The sequence below is a fragment of the Streptomyces sp. CNT360 genome, from assembly GCF_000424785.1.
In genome coordinates, this window is the sequence record NZ_AUKO01000003.1 from 420,221 (window position 1) to 435,172 (window position 14,952).

13 protein-coding genes are annotated in these 14,952 nt (G+C 69.8%); 3 read left to right on the forward strand and 10 right to left on the reverse strand.

All coding sequences use genetic code 11. The features are described 5' to 3' along the window. Positions 1-37 precede the first annotated feature (37 nt). Entirely contained in the window at positions 38-1,438 is a 1,401-nt protein-coding gene (locus tag H297_RS0109235; protein ID WP_027736800.1) for an MFS transporter, read from the reverse strand. 242 nt (positions 1,439-1,680) lie between these two features. On the opposite strand from H297_RS0109235, the gene H297_RS0109240 reads away from it, so the two are divergent. After that, positions 1,681-2,163 (forward strand): VOC family protein, encoded by a 483-nt coding sequence (locus H297_RS0109240; RefSeq protein ID WP_027736801.1) that lies wholly within the window; start codon positions 1,681-1,683, stop codon positions 2,161-2,163. Positions 2,164-2,272: 109 nt separating this feature from the next. On the opposite strand, the gene trpD is transcribed toward H297_RS0109240, so the two are convergent. From trpD to ctaE, 5 genes are all read right to left on the reverse strand, one after another. Next, positions 2,273-3,340 carry an anthranilate phosphoribosyltransferase gene (gene trpD / locus H297_RS0109245; RefSeq protein WP_027736802.1) on the reverse strand — a complete coding sequence of 356 codons (1,068 nt, stop codon included), beginning with the start codon at positions 3,338-3,340 and terminating at the stop codon, positions 2,273-2,275. Between the two features lie 150 nt (positions 3,341-3,490). Then, a complete protein-coding gene (gene qcrB / locus H297_RS0109250; protein ID WP_027736803.1) occupies positions 3,491-5,143 on the reverse strand; it encodes a cytochrome bc1 complex cytochrome b subunit in 1,653 nt (550 codons plus the stop codon). Continuing rightward, positions 5,140-6,213 (reverse strand): cytochrome bc1 complex Rieske iron-sulfur subunit, encoded by a 1,074-nt coding sequence (gene qcrA, locus H297_RS0109255; RefSeq protein WP_027736804.1) that lies wholly within the window; start codon positions 6,211-6,213, stop codon positions 5,140-5,142. Before qcrA ends, qcrB begins: the two co-directional genes overlap by 4 nt. Beyond that, a complete protein-coding gene (qcrC, locus tag H297_RS0109260) occupies positions 6,210-7,025 on the reverse strand; it encodes a cytochrome bc1 complex diheme cytochrome c subunit (RefSeq protein WP_027736805.1) in 816 nt (271 codons plus the stop codon). Before qcrC ends, qcrA begins: the two co-directional genes overlap by 4 nt. A 118-nt stretch (positions 7,026-7,143) precedes the next feature. Continuing rightward, positions 7,144-7,761, reverse strand: coding sequence for an aa3-type cytochrome oxidase subunit III (gene ctaE, locus H297_RS0109270; protein ID WP_027736806.1), 618 nt, complete (start codon positions 7,759-7,761; stop codon positions 7,144-7,146). Between the two features lie 239 nt (positions 7,762-8,000). Here ctaE and H297_RS0109275 point away from each other — a divergent pair, with 239 nt between their 5' ends. After that, positions 8,001-8,417 (forward strand): hypothetical protein, encoded by a 417-nt coding sequence (locus H297_RS0109275; protein WP_027736807.1) that lies wholly within the window; start codon positions 8,001-8,003, stop codon positions 8,415-8,417. Between the two features lie 118 nt (positions 8,418-8,535). Here the strand turns inward: H297_RS0109275 and H297_RS0109280 are convergent, their stop codons facing one another. The 4 genes from H297_RS0109280 to ctaC all read right to left on the reverse strand — a co-directional run bounded on the left by H297_RS0109280 (position 8,536) and on the right by ctaC (position 13,135). Then, positions 8,536-9,834: an Ig-like domain-containing protein gene (locus tag H297_RS0109280; protein WP_027736808.1), complete on the reverse strand. Its 1,299-nt coding sequence runs from the start codon at positions 9,832-9,834 to the stop codon at positions 8,536-8,538. 168 nt (positions 9,835-10,002) lie between these two features. After that, positions 10,003-10,401 (reverse strand): cytochrome c oxidase subunit 4, encoded by a 399-nt coding sequence (locus tag H297_RS0109285; RefSeq protein ID WP_027736809.1) that lies wholly within the window; start codon positions 10,399-10,401, stop codon positions 10,003-10,005. Continuing rightward, positions 10,398-12,128, reverse strand: coding sequence for an aa3-type cytochrome oxidase subunit I (gene ctaD / locus H297_RS0109290; RefSeq protein ID WP_027736810.1), 1,731 nt, complete (start codon positions 12,126-12,128; stop codon positions 10,398-10,400). Before ctaD ends, H297_RS0109285 begins: the two co-directional genes overlap by 4 nt. Further along, entirely contained in the window at positions 12,125-13,135 is a 1,011-nt protein-coding gene (gene ctaC / locus H297_RS35480; RefSeq protein WP_486589458.1) for an aa3-type cytochrome oxidase subunit II, read from the reverse strand. Before ctaC ends, ctaD begins: the two co-directional genes overlap by 4 nt. A gap of 417 nt (positions 13,136-13,552) precedes the next feature. On the opposite strand from ctaC, the gene H297_RS0109300 reads away from it, so the two are divergent. Continuing rightward, on the forward strand, positions 13,553-14,941 hold the full coding sequence (locus H297_RS0109300; protein WP_027736811.1) for a cysteine desulfurase/sulfurtransferase TusA family protein: 1,389 nt from the start codon (positions 13,553-13,555) through the stop codon (positions 14,939-14,941). Positions 14,942-14,952 lie beyond the last annotated feature (11 nt).

The window sequence follows — 14,952 nt, forward strand, 5'->3', positions numbered from 1 at the left end:
CAGTAAGGACAGTGGGTGGCGGTACCGGTCCCCGCGCTCACCGCGGTACCTCCCCCACCTCGGAGGCCGGTTCGTAGGCGACCGGTTCGGCGAGGGGCGGGGCACCGTCGCCGGGTGCGGTACGCCTCCCGGTGGGGCGCCGCACGTACGCCGCCCAGGTCACCGCGAGACACAGTCCGTAGAAGGCGAGGAAGGCCACCAGGGCGGGGCGGGCGTCGCCCGCTGTCCGGTACGACTCGCGGAAGGCCAGGTTGATGGCGACACCGCCCAGTGCACCCACGGCGCCGGAGACGGCGATGACGGCCCCGGACATCCGGCGGCTGCGCGCCCGCTCCTCCCCCGGATCGCTGCCCGACTCGACCGCGTCGGCCGCGCGGGCCGCGTAGATCGCGGGAATCATCTTGTAGGTGGACCCGTTGCCCACGCCGGTCAGCACGAACAGCACGACGAAGTCGGCGACGAACAGCGCGTACGACCCGCCCGCCGAGGCCGCCAACGCCCCGCCGGTACCCACCGCGAGGGCCAGGAACGTCCACGCGGTGACACGTGCCCCGCCGTACCGGTCGGCCAGCCGCCCGCCGAGCGGACGGGTGAGCGATCCCAGCAGCGGGCCGAGGAAGGTGAGCGCGGCAGCCTGCACCGGGCTCTTGTCGAAGTCGTTCTGCAGCACCAGTCCGAAGGCGAACCCGAAGCCGATGAAGGAGCCGAACGTGCCGACGTACAGCAGCGAGACGGTCCAGCAGTGCCGGTCGCGCACCGCCGCACGGTAGGCACCGTGGTCGGTGCGCTCCGTGGCGAGGTTGTCCATGTACCGGTGGGCCAGCGCGGCAGCCAGCAGCAGCGCCGGGACGAACAGCAGCGGCAGCACCTGCGCACGCGTGGCCCCGGCGGTCGCCAGCACCAGCAGCCCGAGCAACTGCACCGTGGCGACGCCGAGGTTCCCGCCCCCCGCGTTGAGGCCGAGCGCCCAGCCCTTCTCCCGCTCGGGGAAGAACCGGTTGATGTTGACCATGGACGAGGCGAAGTTGCCGCCGCCCAGCCCCGAGACGGCCGCACACACCAGCAGCGCCCACAGCGGGGTGCCGGGGTCGCGCACCAGCACGGCCGCCGACACCACCGGCACCAGCAGCGCCAGCGCCGAGCACACCGTCCAGGTCCGGCCGCCGTACCGGGTGACCGCGAACCCGTAGGGCAGCCGTAGCGCGGCGCCCACCAGCGAAACGACCGAGACCAGCAGGAACTTGTCGTCCGGCGACAACGCGAAACCTTCCTGCGGCGTGAGGAAGAGCACCAGCACCGACCACAGGCTCCACACCGCGAACCCGATGTGCTCGGCGAACACCGACAGCCACAGATTCCGCCGTGCCACACGGCGCCCCTCCCGGGCCCAGAAGCTGGGCTCCTCGGGTTCCCACCGGGTGATCCAGCCTGCGCTCACATCATCTCCTCCGCTCCGGGGAGCCACGAGGCTACGGCCACGCCGTCACCGGCCGCACATCGCCCCGGCGCCTCGGGAAGGCAGGCGCCCTCCGGCACCGAGCGGCCGGGCCGCCGGCGGCGAGGGCCGGTGGGGTGGAGCAGCAGGACTCCCCGGGCGAGCGATGAGCGCGGCGGGCGGAGGCGGTCTCTACTGAAGAGGCGCCGTACCACGCCGTATCCCCACACCAGGAGGCCGGGACCATGCCACAGCCGCAGAAGATCAGGACGTTCCTCTGGTACGACACGGAGGCCGAGGAGGCGGCGCAGTTCTACGTCTCCCTCTTCCCCGGCTCCCGGGTCCTTCAGGTCACCCGCTACTCCGAGACGGGCCCCGGGACCCCGGGCACGGTGATGACCGTCGCCTTCGAGCTGGCCGGAGTGGAGTTCGTGGCGCTCAACGGCGGCCCGGAGTTCTCCTTCACGGAGGCGATCTCGCTCCAGGTGGACTGCGACACGCAGGAAGAGGTGGACACGCTTTGGGAGAAGCTGACCGCACACGGCGGCCAGGAGGTCCAGTGCGGCTGGCTCAAGGACAAGTACGGGCTGTCCTGGCAGATCGTGCCCCGCAAGCTGTTCGAGCTGCTCAGCTCGGGCAGCCCGCAGCAGGCCGAAGCCGTCACCCGGGCCATGCTCGGGATGAAGAAGCTGGAGATCGCCGGGTTGGAGGCCGCCGCACAGCAGTGAGGCACCCGGTGCGATCGAGCCGCCCCGGGGCAGCCGACCCGGACGGCGGCACCGCACGCACGGACGGCGCCGCACCCGCCGCCTGGAGGACGGGTGCGGCGGCGGGACCTCACCGGCGGTGGCTGGCCTCCACCCACCGCTCCAGCGCCGCCCTGGCGGAACCCGAGTCGATGGACTCGGCGGCCCGACGCATCCCGGCGGCGATCTGCTCCACCAGCGGCGCGTCGGTGGGCGCGAGCGCGGTGAAGGCCGCCGCGGAGTTCAGCAGCACCGCATCCCGTACGGGGCCCTGCTCGCCCTCCAGCAGCCGGCGGGCCACATCCGCGTTGTAGGCGGCATCCGCCCCCCGCAGCGCCTCGACGGGGACCAGCTCGATGCCGACCTCGCGGGGGTCGAAGCTCTCCTCGCGGACCGTGCCGTCCCGCACCGTCCACACGGTGGACGTGGCGGTGGTGGTCAGCTCGTCCAGCCCGTCGTCCCCGCGGAAGACCAGCGCGGAGGAGCCGCGCGCGGCCAGCACACCGGCGATGATGGGGGCCATCCGCGCGTCGGCCACGCCGGTGGCCTGCGCCCGCACCCGGGCCGGATTGGTCAGCGGGCCCAGGAAGTTGAACGGGGTGGCGACCCCCAGCTCCTTGCGGGCGGTGCCCACGTGCCGCAGCGCGGGGTGGAAACGGATCGCGAAGCAGAAGGTGATGCCCGCCTCCGCAGCCACCTCCACCACTCTCTCGGGGCTCAGCTCCAGGTCGACACCGAGCTTCTCCAGCACGTCGGAGGCCCCGCTGGCGCTGGAGGAGGCGCGGTTGCCGTGCTTGACGACCTGCACCCCGGCCCCGGCCACGACGATCGCCGACATGGTGGAGATGTTCACCGTCTTGGCGCGGTCCCCTCCGGTACCGACGATGTCGACGGTGGGGCCCGGCACCTCGATGGTGCGCGCGTGCGCGTACATGGCCCGGACCAGTCCCGAGATCTCCGCGACCGTCTCGCCCTTGGCCCGCAGCGCGACGGCGAACCCCGCGATCTGCGCGTCGGTGGCCTCGCCGCGCATGATGCGGTCCATCGCCCAGGCCGTGGCGTCCTCGCTCAGGTCCTGCCCGGCCAGCAGCGCGCTCAGCACGTCGGGCCAGGTGCGCGCCGCCACGGTGTCGCCTCCGGCGGGGACAGCAGCGCTCATGGGAACCACATCCTGGCTATAGACCGACGCAATGGTGTCCGGCCACCTTATCCGGCCGCACACACGCGGAAGGGGCCCACGGGACGCACCCGTGAACCCCTTCCGCTGTGGCGGACACCTCCGCGCGGTCACCCGCCGCGCCCGGCCCGGTCAGTGGTGACCGTGGCTGCTTTCGATCTCCCGGTACTCCTCCTGCGTGGGCTTGGGGATCTGCCCGGACTCGCCGAAGTAGCCCTTCGAGAGGCGGGCCCGCAGCTTCTGGCCACGGGTGATCTTGCGCCGGACGCCGTTCTCGTCGGTGGCCGGGCCGAGTTCCACCGGCTGGTACTGGTCGTGCGCGGTGAGCGAGTGCAGTGCCTCCTGGGACAGCGGCTCGTGGACCTCCACGAACTCGCCGTGCGGAAGACGCTTGATGGTGCCCGTCTCCCTTCCGTGCAGCACCGTCTCGCGGTCCTTGCGCTGCAGCCCCAGACAGATGCGCCGCGTCACGAAGAACACCAGGACCGGCAGGACGAAGAACGCCACCCGCACGAACCAGGTGATCGCGTTGATCGACAGGTTGAAGTGCGTCGCCCACAGGTCGTTGCCGCCACCGACGAGGAGCACGAAGTACCAGGTGATCCACGCGGCACCGAACCCGGTGCGGGACGGCGCGTTGCGCGGCCGGTCCGCGATGTGGTGCTCCCGCTTGTCCTTGGTGACCCAGGACTCGATGAACGGGTACATCGCGATCACGACGAGCACCAGCGGGAAGACGACCACCAGCGGGATGGCCACGCCGAGCACCAGCGTGTGCCCCCACAGGTTGATCTCCCAGCCCGGCATCACACGGATCAGGCCCTCGGAGAAGCCCATGTACCAGTCGGGCTGCGCGTTGGTGGACACCTGGTCGGCCCGGTAGGGGCCCAGCGCCCAGATCGGGTTGATGGTGAACAGCGCCGCGACGGCCGCGATGACGCCGAAGACCAGGAAGAAGAAGCCACCCGCCTTGGCCATGTACACCGGCAGCAGCGGCATGCCGACCACGTTGGTGTTCTTGCGGCCGGGCCCCGCGAACTGCGTGTGCTTGTGGTAGAAGACCAGGATCAGGTGCGCCACCAGCAGCCCGAGCATGATGCCCGGCAGCAGCAGGATGTGGATCGAGTAGAACCGCGCGACGAAGTCGTCCCCCGGGAACTCCCCGCCGAACAGGAACATCGCCAGGTACGTGCCGACGATCGGCACGGACAGGATGGCGCCCTCCATGAAGCGGACACCGGTGCCGGACAGCAGGTCGTCCGGGAGCGAGTAGCCGGTGAAGCCGGTGAACATGCCCAGGACGAAGAGCAGGAACCCGAAGACCCAGTTGACCTCGCGCGGCTTGCGGAACGCCCCGGTGAAGAAGACGCGCATCATGTGCACGAACATCGCACCGAGGAAGATCAGCGCCGCCCAGTGGTGGATCTGCCGCACGAGCAGACCGCCGCGGACGTCGAAGCTGATGTCCAGCGTCGAGGCGAACGCCTCCGACATCCGGACACCGTTCATCGGGGTGTAGGGGCCGTGGTACTCCACCTCGGTCATCGACGGGTGGAAGAACAGCGTCAGGTACACACCCGTGAGGATGATGATGATGAAGCTGTAGAGCGCGACCTCACCCAGCATGAAGGACCAGTGGTCCGGGAAGATCTTGCGCATGTTGGCCTTGGCGAGGCTGTAGATCCCCAGCCGCCCGTCGGCCCAGTCGGCGACCCGCTCCCCCGCGGGTGCCTTCTTCTTGCCCTCGGCAGCGGCGCTGCCCCGGGCCTCGGTTGCAGTACTCATCCGCGCTCCCAGAAGGCCGGACCGACGGGCTCATCGAAGTCGCCCTGCGCTTCGAGGTAGCCGTCCTTGTTGACGCTGATGTTGAGCTGCGGCAGCGCGTGGCCGGCGGGCCCGAAGAGCACGCGCGCACCGTCGGCCAGGTCGAACGTCGACTGGTGGCACGGGCACAGGACGTGGTGGGTCTGCTGCTCGTAGAGGCTGACCGGGCAGCCCACGTGCGTGCAGATCTTCGAGAACGCGACGATCCCCTCGTGCGACCAGTCCAGTTCCCGCTTGTCCTTGATGTCGTTCGGCTCCAGCCGGACGAGCATCAGGGCCGCCTTGGCGATCTGGGTCTGGAAGTCCTCGTCGTCGTGGTCCAGGCCCTCCGGACGGGCGAAGGTGAGCGAACCGACGGCGATGTCCTCCGGACGCAGCGGCTCGTCGGTGTTCTCGTTGACGAGCAGCTTGCCCTTGGACCACACGGTGTGCCGCAGCTTGTCCCCGGGCATCGGGCCCAGGTCGCGCAGCAGGACGACGCCGGAGAGCGGCACCAGGGCCACCGCGCCGAACATCGTGTTGCGGATCAGCTTCCGCCGGCCGAGGGCCGACTCCTTGGCGCCCTGCTTGAAGTCCGAGATGACCTTCTCGCGCACCTCGGGCTCCGCCGCGATGGCGTGCCGCTCGTCGACCATCTCCTCGTCGGACATCAGGGTGCGGGCCCAGTGGACCGCGCCCGCGCCGATGCAGAAGAGGGCCACGCCCAGGGTGAGACCGAGCGACAGGTTCAGCGCACCGACGTGCCCGAGCGGCCAGACGTAGATGATCTTGTCGATCGGGAAGGCCACGAACGAGGCGATGAAGCCGACCGTGGCCAGCATCGACAGGGTGAAGAGGAAGGCGACGGTGCGCTCGGAGCGCTTGGCCGCCTGCTCGTCGATGTCCTGGATGCGGTGCTCGTGGGGCGGCAGGCCCGGGTCGGCGAACGGGTCGTCCTTGCGGGCCACCGCGCCGTGACCGTGGTCCTGCTCTTCCGGCAGGTTCTCGTCTGACACGTTCTCGTTCTTGTCCGGTCCAGTCTCGCTACTCATGACTTCTTGGCCTTTGCAGTCCGAGCGGCGACCCAGGCGGCGACCGCCACCAGCACGCCGAGGCCGAAGATCCAGGCGAACAGGCCCTCGCTGACGGGGCCGAAGCCACCGAGCTTGAACCCACCCGGGCTCTCGGACTTGTCGCTGTTGACCTCCTTCACGTAGGCGACGATGTCGCGCTTGTCCTTCTCGGGAAGCGCGCCGTCGGTGAAGGACGGCATGTTCTGCGGCCCGGTCTGCATGGCCTCGTAGATGTGCTTGGGATCGACGTCCCCGAGGTCGGGCGCGAACTTGCCGTGGGTGAGGGCACCGCCCTCACCGGTGAAGTTGTGGCACTGCGAGCAGTTCGTACGGAAGAGATCCCCGCCCTTGGCGACATCGGCACCGGACGGGTCGTACGCGTCCTTGGTGGGCTGGCTCGGGCCCGACCCCAGCGAGGCGACGTACGCGGCGAGCTGGTTGATCTCGTCCTGGCTGTAGATGTTCTTCTTCTTCGGCACCTGGGCGCCGGGCTGCTGGGCCGGCATGCGGCCGGTGCCGACCTGGAAGTCCACCGCCGCGGCCCCGACACCGACCAGGCTGGGACCGTCGCTGGTCCCCTGACCGCCCGTTCCGTGGCAGCTTGCGCAACCGGTGGCGAAGAGCTTCTTGCCCTCCTGGATGGCGAGGGACTTACTCGACTCCGGCTTGTCGGCCTTGGCCTCACCCGCGGGAGCGAACGCGGTGTACAGCCCCCCGGTGGCCGCCAGCGCGAAGAGTAGGACGACGAGCGCCGCCAGCGGATGGCGCCGTCGTGCGGAGAGCTTTTTCACGGATTACCCCGGTGTCAGGATCTTCTCGTCGATGCGTGTCTGTCCGTACTGCATCTGGTCCGTCATGACCGTGAGCCGCCTGGGCGGTACGGCGCGCAGCGGTGCCGCGCCCACACGGTCACCGGATCAGGTAGATCGTGGCGAAGAGGCCGATCCAGACAACATCGACGAAGTGCCAGTAGTAGGACACGACGATGGCGGCGGTGGCCTGGTGGTGTGTGAACCGCCTGGCCGCGTACGTGCGCCCCAGGACGAACAGGAAGGCGATGAGGCCGCCCGTCACGTGCATCCCGTGGAAGCCGGTGGTCAGGTAGAACACGGATCCGTACGGACTCGAGGAGAGCGAGGTGCCCTCCTTGACCAGCTCCGTGTACTCGAAGACCTGGCCGCCGATAAAGATCGCACCCATGATGAAGGTGACGATGAACCACGCCCGGAGCTTCTTGACGTCACCGCGCTCGGCAGCGAACACGCCGAGCTGACAGGTGAGCGAGGAGAGCACCAGGATCGTGGTGTTCGTCGCCGAGAACGGAAGGTTCAGCTCGGAAGCGTGTTCCTTCCAGTAATCGGCGCCGGTCACCGACCGGAGGGTGAAGTACATCGCGAAGAGGGCCGCGAAGAACATCAGCTCGGAACTCAGCCAGATGATGGTCCCGACGCTGGTGAGGTTCGGCCGGTTGACCGATGGGTGCGCGTGCCCGGTTTCTACTGCTGTTGCTGTCGCCACGACCGACATTATGTCGGTCGCTTATCCCGGCCTCACTTCGGGGGTCCCGTTCGGTGTGTCAGCGGCGCCCGTGCCCGCCCTGCCCAGCGACGACGGGAGCGGCGCGCCCCTCGTACGGACCGGTATCGAGCTGTGCCGACCGGTGTTGACGGTGCGTCGGAGGGAGTAGCATCCGAGCCCAGCGGTGCACCCGATACGGACGCACGACCCGGGCGTACGACCCGGACGAACAGCGACGCGGAGGAACAATGCAGCCGACCGCCACGGTGCTGGTCTACAGCGACAACGCCATCACCCGCGAACAGGTGCGGCTCGCGGCAGGCCGCAGGCCCGCGCCCGATGCGCCGGAGGTCCGCTACCTGGAGTGCGCGACCCTGCCCGCCCTCCTGGAGGCCCTGGAGGAGCGGCAGGTGGACGCCTGCGTGCTGGACGGGGAGACGGCACCGGCCGGCGGTATGGGCGTGTGCCGCCAGATCAAGGACGAGATCTACGACTGCCCGCCCGTGCTGCTGCTGATCGGACGGCCGCAGGACGCCTGGCTGGCGACCTGGAGCCGGGCCGAGGCCACCGTCTCGCATCCGGTGGACCCGGTGGCGCTGGCCGAGTCGCTGGCGGGCCTGTTGCGCGGACGCGCGGACACCGGGGCGGCACTGGCCCAGGCCTGAGCCGCGGGGCCGCGAGAGAGTCCCACAGCACCCCTCGCGCCCGCCTCCCCTGCCGGGGAGGCGGGCGCGGTGTCGTGCGGCCACGGGCGGCGCCCGGTGGCCGCCGCCCTGTGGCGGGTCACACCTGGGGGCGCAGCGGTGCCGCGTCCGCCTGGCCGCTGCCCTCGTGTCTGTCGTTGTGCACGGCGCTGCCGGCCTGCCACTTCTTCCAGCTCATGTTCCAGTCGCCGATGCCGTTGCCGAAGGGCGCCATGGTGTCGCCTGCGGTGTTGATGTGCCGCACGACGTCGCCCCGGTGCACGGTCTCGAAGAACCACTTGGCGTTGGCGCTGCTCATGCCGGTGCAGCCGTGGCTGGTGTTGGAGACGCCCTGCGAGCCGACCGACCAGGGGGCGCCGTGGACGTACTCCCCGCTGTCGGTGAGCCGGGTGGCCCAGTGGACACCGAGGTCGTAGAAGTCACCGGCCCCGATGCTGGCGCTGGTCATCCGGACGAACGGCTCCTTGGTGAGGATCACCTTGACGCCGTTGCGGGTCTCGTAGCCCGACTTGCCGGTGGTGATGGGTATGGTGCGGATCTTCCGGCCGTTCTTGGTGACCGTCATCTCCAGCGAGTCGGCGTCCGCGACCGCGACGATGCTGTCGCCGGTGTTGATCCGGACGGACTTCGCCGCTCCCCCGTAGAGGCCGTCGCGCACCTTCAGCCCTTTGAGTGAAGAGCTGAGCGTGATGCTGGCGTGCGCAGGCCAGTAGGAGCTGGGGCGGTAATGGAGCTCCTTGCTGTCCACCCAGTGCCAGGCGCCCTCCACATGGGGCTGCGAGTCGACCTTGAGCGCGCGCTCGACCAGCTCGCGCTGCGCGGGGTTCTTCACGGGCTGGCTCAGCTCGGCCGTCAGTGGCATACCGACGCCGTAGTTGCCGCTGTCCGGCCCCAGCTTCACGTCGAGGCGCTTGGCGGAGGCGCCCTTGGTGGCGAAGCGGAGCGAGCGCCGTCCGGGGGCGCCGTCCTGGTTCTCCGTGCCGACCTGGACGGTGTAGCGGGCGCCGGCCGCCAGCGAGCCGGTGCTGTGCCATTCCTTGCCGTCGGCGGACAGCTCGCCCGCCACCACCCGCCCCGAGGCGTCGGTGGCGAAGACGTCGGTGAGGGTGTCGCCGTTCTCGGCGGTGACCTTCAGCGGCTTGGCCGGGTCGACATCGCTGCTGTCCGCGGCGGCGCTGACGGAGACGGAGTCGGTGGCGTCGTAGGGAGCGGAGGCGAGCGGGTCGTCGCTGCTGTCCCCGGTGCCACAGGCAGCGAGTCCTATGGAGAGGGGGGCCAGCAGCAGGACGCAGCTCTTGACCGTCCGGCGCTTGGTTCGGGTCAGTGTTGCGGGGGTCAGGACCCCTCGGGATATCGCAGTACGCGGCCTGTGACTCATAGGGCCAAAATATGAATAATCGTCAATTCGGGCGCGCTGGATGCGTACGAACGGGTCGGCCCCCCGGAGTGTCGGGGGGCCGATCCTTGCTGTTCGGTTGCTGTTCGGTTGTCGCCGTGGTGCGGGTGCGGCGTGCGGGTGGGGCCGCCACGGGGTGGCGGCCGGCCCTCACTGGGTGCGGTTCTGCCCGTGGTAGTACTCGAACACCCAGCCGAAGAGGCCGATCAGCAGCAGCGGCGCGGAGAAGTACACCAGCCACCAGCCGAGGGCCACGCCCAGGAAGGCGAAGGCTCCGCCGAGCCCGAGCGCCAGCGGCTGCCAGCTCCACGGGCTGAAGAAGCCCACCTCGCCGGCGTCGTCCGCGACATCGGCATCCGGACGGTCCTGCGCTCCGGTGTCCACCCGGCGCGCGGTGAACGCCAGGTAGTAGCCGACCATGATCGACAGGCCGAAGGCCAGGAAGAGGGCGACGGTGCCCACCGGCTCCTTCGACCAGAGCCCGTAGGTGATGGCGACCGCCAGCAGGAAGACCGCCAGCCACAGGAACAGCTTGCCCTGGATCTTCACTTCCCGGCCTCCTTGCTGCCGGCGAGCGCCTTCTCGTCCCGGTCGACGTTCTCCAGCTCGTCGAGAGCGGCGATCTCCGGGTGGTGCAGGTCGAACGCCGGGGATTCGGAACGGATGCGGGGCAGGGTGAGGAAGTTGTGCCGCGGAGGCGGGCAGCTCGTCGCCCATTCGAGCGAGCGGCCGTAGCCCCACGGGTCGTCGACCTCGATCTTCTTGCCGTACTTGTGCGTCTTCCACACGTTGTAGAAGAACGGCAGCATCGACATGCCCAGCAGGAACGAGCTGATGGTGGAGATGGTGTTCAGCGCGGTGAACCCGTCGGCGTTCAGGTAGTCGGCGTACCGGCGCGGCATGCCCTCGGCGCCCAGCCAGTGCTGCACGAGGAAGGTGCCGTGGAAGCCGATGAACAGCGTCCAGAAGGTGATCTTGCCGAGCCGCTCGTCCAGCATCTTGCCGGTGAACTTCGGCCACCAGAAGTGGAACCCGGCGAACATCGCGAAGACCACGGTGCCGAAGACGACGTAGTGGAAGTGCGCGACGACGAAGTACGAGTCCGAGACGTGGAAGTCCATCGGCGGCGAGGCGAGGATGACGCCGGTCAGACCGCCGAAGGTGAAGGTGATCAGGAAGCCGATCGTCCACAGCATCGGCGTCTCGAAGGACAGCGAGCCCTTCCACATGGTGCCGATCCAGTTGAAGAACTTCACGCCGGTGGGTACCGCGATCAGGAAGGTCATGAAGGAGAAGAACGGCAGAAGGACGCCGCCCGTCACGTACATGTGGTGCGCCCAGACCGTCACGGACAGGCCCGCGATGGCGATGGTGGCGCCGATCAGGCCGATGTAGCCGAACATCGGCTTGCGGCTGAAGACCGGGATGACCTCGGAGACGATGCCGAAGAACGGCAGCGCGATGATGTACACCTCTGGATGGCCGAAGAACCAGAACAGGTGTTGCCAGAGCAGTGCTCCGCCGTTCGCGGCATCGAACACATGTGCCCCGAATTTTCGGTCCGCCTCCAGGGCGAACAGCGCGGCGGCCAGCACCGGGAAGGCCAGCAGCACCAGCAGACCGGTCAGCAGCACGTTCCAGGTGAAGATCGGCATGCGGAACATCGTCATGCCGGGTGCGCGCATGCAGATGATCGTGGTGATGAAGTTGACCGAGCCGAGGATCGTGCCGAAGCCCGACAGCGCCAGACCCATGATCCACATGTCGGCGCCGACGCCCGGCGAGCGGACCGCGTCGGACAGCGGCGAGTAGGCGAACCAGCCGAAGTCGGCGGCGCCCTGCGGGGTGAGGAAGCCGCCCACGGCGATGACCGAGCCGAACAGGTAGAGCCAGTAGGCGAACATGTTCAGCCGCGGGAAGGCCACATCGGGCGAGCCGATCTGGAGCGGCATGATCCAGTTGGCGAAACCGCTGAACAGCGGGGTGGCGAACATCAGCAGCATGACAGTGCCATGCATGGTGAACGCCTGGTTGAACTGTTCGTTCGACAGGACCTGCATGCCCGGCCGGGCGAGCTCGGCGCGCATGAGCAGCGCCATGACGCCGCCGATGATGAAGAAGACGAACGACGTGATCAGGTAGAGGCTGCCGATCGTCTTGTGGTCCGTGGTCGTCAGCCACGAGACCACGACGTTGCCGGGTCGCTTACGGCGCGTCGGCGATGCCGCCTCGGCCGTCGCGGCAGCGGCACCCTGGGGTTCGTTGAGGATGCTCACGGGTTATTCGTCTCCGCATTCTTGGCGCCGCCCGTGGTGGCGGTGCCCGCCGGGATGTAGCCGGTCTGGCCCTTCTTCGCCAGATCCTCCAGGTGCTTCTGGTAGCGCTCCGGGGAGACGATCTTCACGTTGAAGAGCATCCGGGAGTGGTCGACGCCGCACAGCTCGGCGCACTTGCCCCGGTAGGTGCCCTCCTTCTTGGGGGTCACCTCGAAGCGGTTGACATGGCCCGGGATGACGTCCTGCTTCATCAGGAACGGCAGGACCCAGAAGTCGTGGATGACGTCACGGGAGGTCAGGATGAACTGGACCTTCTCGCCCTTGGGCAGCCACAGGGTCGGGCCCGGGTTGTCGTTCTGCGGGTTGCGCTCCCCCGGGGTGCCGGCCTCGTAGACACCTTCGGCGCCCTTGGGGAAGCCCTTGGTCATCCGGTCCGGGATGGCGCTGAGCTCCTTGTGGAGGCTGTCCTTGGTGGTGACGTCCGTCTTGGGGTCGCCGTCCACGTCCTCGACGTAGTTGAAGCCCCAGCTCCACTGGTATCCCACGACGTTGACGACGTGGTCGGGCTTCTTCGAGGTCGCCATCAGCTTTGTCTCGTCCCGCGCGGTGAAGTAGAAGAGCACCGCGACGATGATGATGGGGACCACGGTGTACAGCGCCTCGATGGGCATGTTGTACCGCGTCTGGGCGGGGATCTCCACCTTGGAACGCGAGCGCCGGTGGAAGACGACGCTCCAGATGATCAGACCCCACACCAGCACGCCCACGGCGAGCGCGGCCGCCCAGGAGCCCTGCCACAGGGAGAGCACCCGCGGCCCCTCCTCGGTGACCGGGGTGGGCATTCCGAGGCGGGGGAAGTCTTTGGATGTGCAACCGGTCGCGGTCGCCAGGACCAAGCCCGCGGTCAGCGCCTGCAGCAGCTTCCGCCGCATCGGGCGCCGCGATGTGGGGGTGCCACCCGCGGCCGCCCTGCGGCCGTGGGGGAGGTCGGAGCCGTTGGGACTCACGTAGCGCCTTCCCGAGAGTCTCGCCCGCGTCGCGGTCGGGCGCGGCCCTCTTACGTGGTCGGGCGCCGGCCCAGCGCGGGCAGGGGTTTGGATGTTTATGCGGACCAAACCCTAGCCGACGCCATTTGGGCCCGCGCGGGGAGGGGGCGTAACGCGCCGCGTACCACCCCGATGGGGTGGGACACCGCCTGAGCACTGCGGAACTGACGGTTCGCCGCCCCGCGGAGCACCCGCGCGGACAGCCCCTGGGACGGTCCCCCGGACGGCCCTGCGGACGGTGCCGCGGGCGGGGGAACGCGGGGGAACGCCGTGACCTTCCGGGTGCTTTCGGCAAGCTTTCCGCACCGCGTACGCCGCGCGGCGACGGGGCGGTTCGCGCGGTGAACCGGCCGGAGGCGGTGACGGTAGCGTGCGGATGTGTCCTTCTTCGATGCCGCCTCCTCGCTCCCGCTGCACCCCGTCGCCCGGCAGGCGTTGCTGGCGTCGCTGGAGGAGGGCTGGGCCGATCCGGCGCGGCTGCACCGCGAGGGGCGGCGTGCGCGGCTCCTGCTGGACGCGGCGCGGCAGAGCGCCGCCGAGGCGGTCGGATGCCGCCCCGACGAGCTGCACTTCACCGCTTCCGGCACCCAGGCGCTGCACTCCGGGATCGCGGGCGCACTCGCCGGGCGGCGGCGGGTGGGCCGCGAGTTGGTCGTCTCCGCCGTCGAGCACTCCGCCGTCCTGCACGCAGCCGAGGCCCACGAGCGGACCGGCGGCACCGTGCGCCAGGTCGGCGTGGAGCGTACGGGACAGGTGGACGCACAGGAGTGGGGGGAGGCGCTCGGCGCGGAGTGTGCGCTGGCCTGCCTGCAGTCCGCCAACCACGAGGTGGGCACCGTCCAGCCGGTGGCTCAGGCCGCCGCCCTGTGCGCGGGCTCGGGCGTGCCCCTGCTGGTGGACGCCGCACAGTCCCTGCCCTGGGGGCCGGTGCCGGGCGACTGGTCGCTGCTGACGGGGAGCGCGCACAAGTGGGGCGGGCCCGCGGGGGTCGGCCTGCTGGTCGTGCGGAAGGGCGTGCGGTTCGCGCCGGCGGGGCCGGCCGATCCGCGCGAGGCCGGACGCGCCCCCGGCTTCGAGAACATCCCCGCCGTCGTCGCCGCGGCTGCCTCGCTGCGGGCCGTGCACGCCGCGGCGGAGGCCGAGGCCGTCCGGCTGCGGGCCCTCGTCGACCGGATCAGGGCCCGGGTGCCCGCGCTGGTGCCCGAGGTGGAGATCGTCGGCGACCCGCACCTGCGGCTGCCGCACCTGGTGACGTTCTCCTGCCTGTACGTGGACGGGGAAGCGCTGCTGCACGCGCTCGACACCGCCGGGTTCTCCGTCTCCTCCGGCTCCTCGTGCAGCTCCGGCACCCTGACGCCGAGCCACGTGCTGCGGGCCATGGGGGTGCTCTCGGAGGGCAACGTACGCGTCTCGCTGCCGCCGGGCACGGGCGAGGAGGAGGTGGAGCGGTTCCTGGAGGTGCTGCCCGGCGTCGTGGCGCAGGTGCGCGGCCGGCTCGCGGGAGGGCCCCCACACGAGGATCCCGCCCTGGCCGCGGACTCCGCGGGGGAGGTCACCGTCGATGCGCGGGGCAAGCTGTGCCCGCTGCCCGTGATCGAGCTCGCGAAGGTCATCGGCGGGGTGCCGGTGGGCGGCGTGGTACGGGTGCTCGCCGACGACGCGGCCGCCCGCCTGGACATCCCCGCATGGTGCGAGATGACCGGGCACGCCTACGAGGGCGGCGAGGGCGACACCTTCCGGGTACGGCGGACGGCCCCCTCCTCCTGACGGGGGCCGTC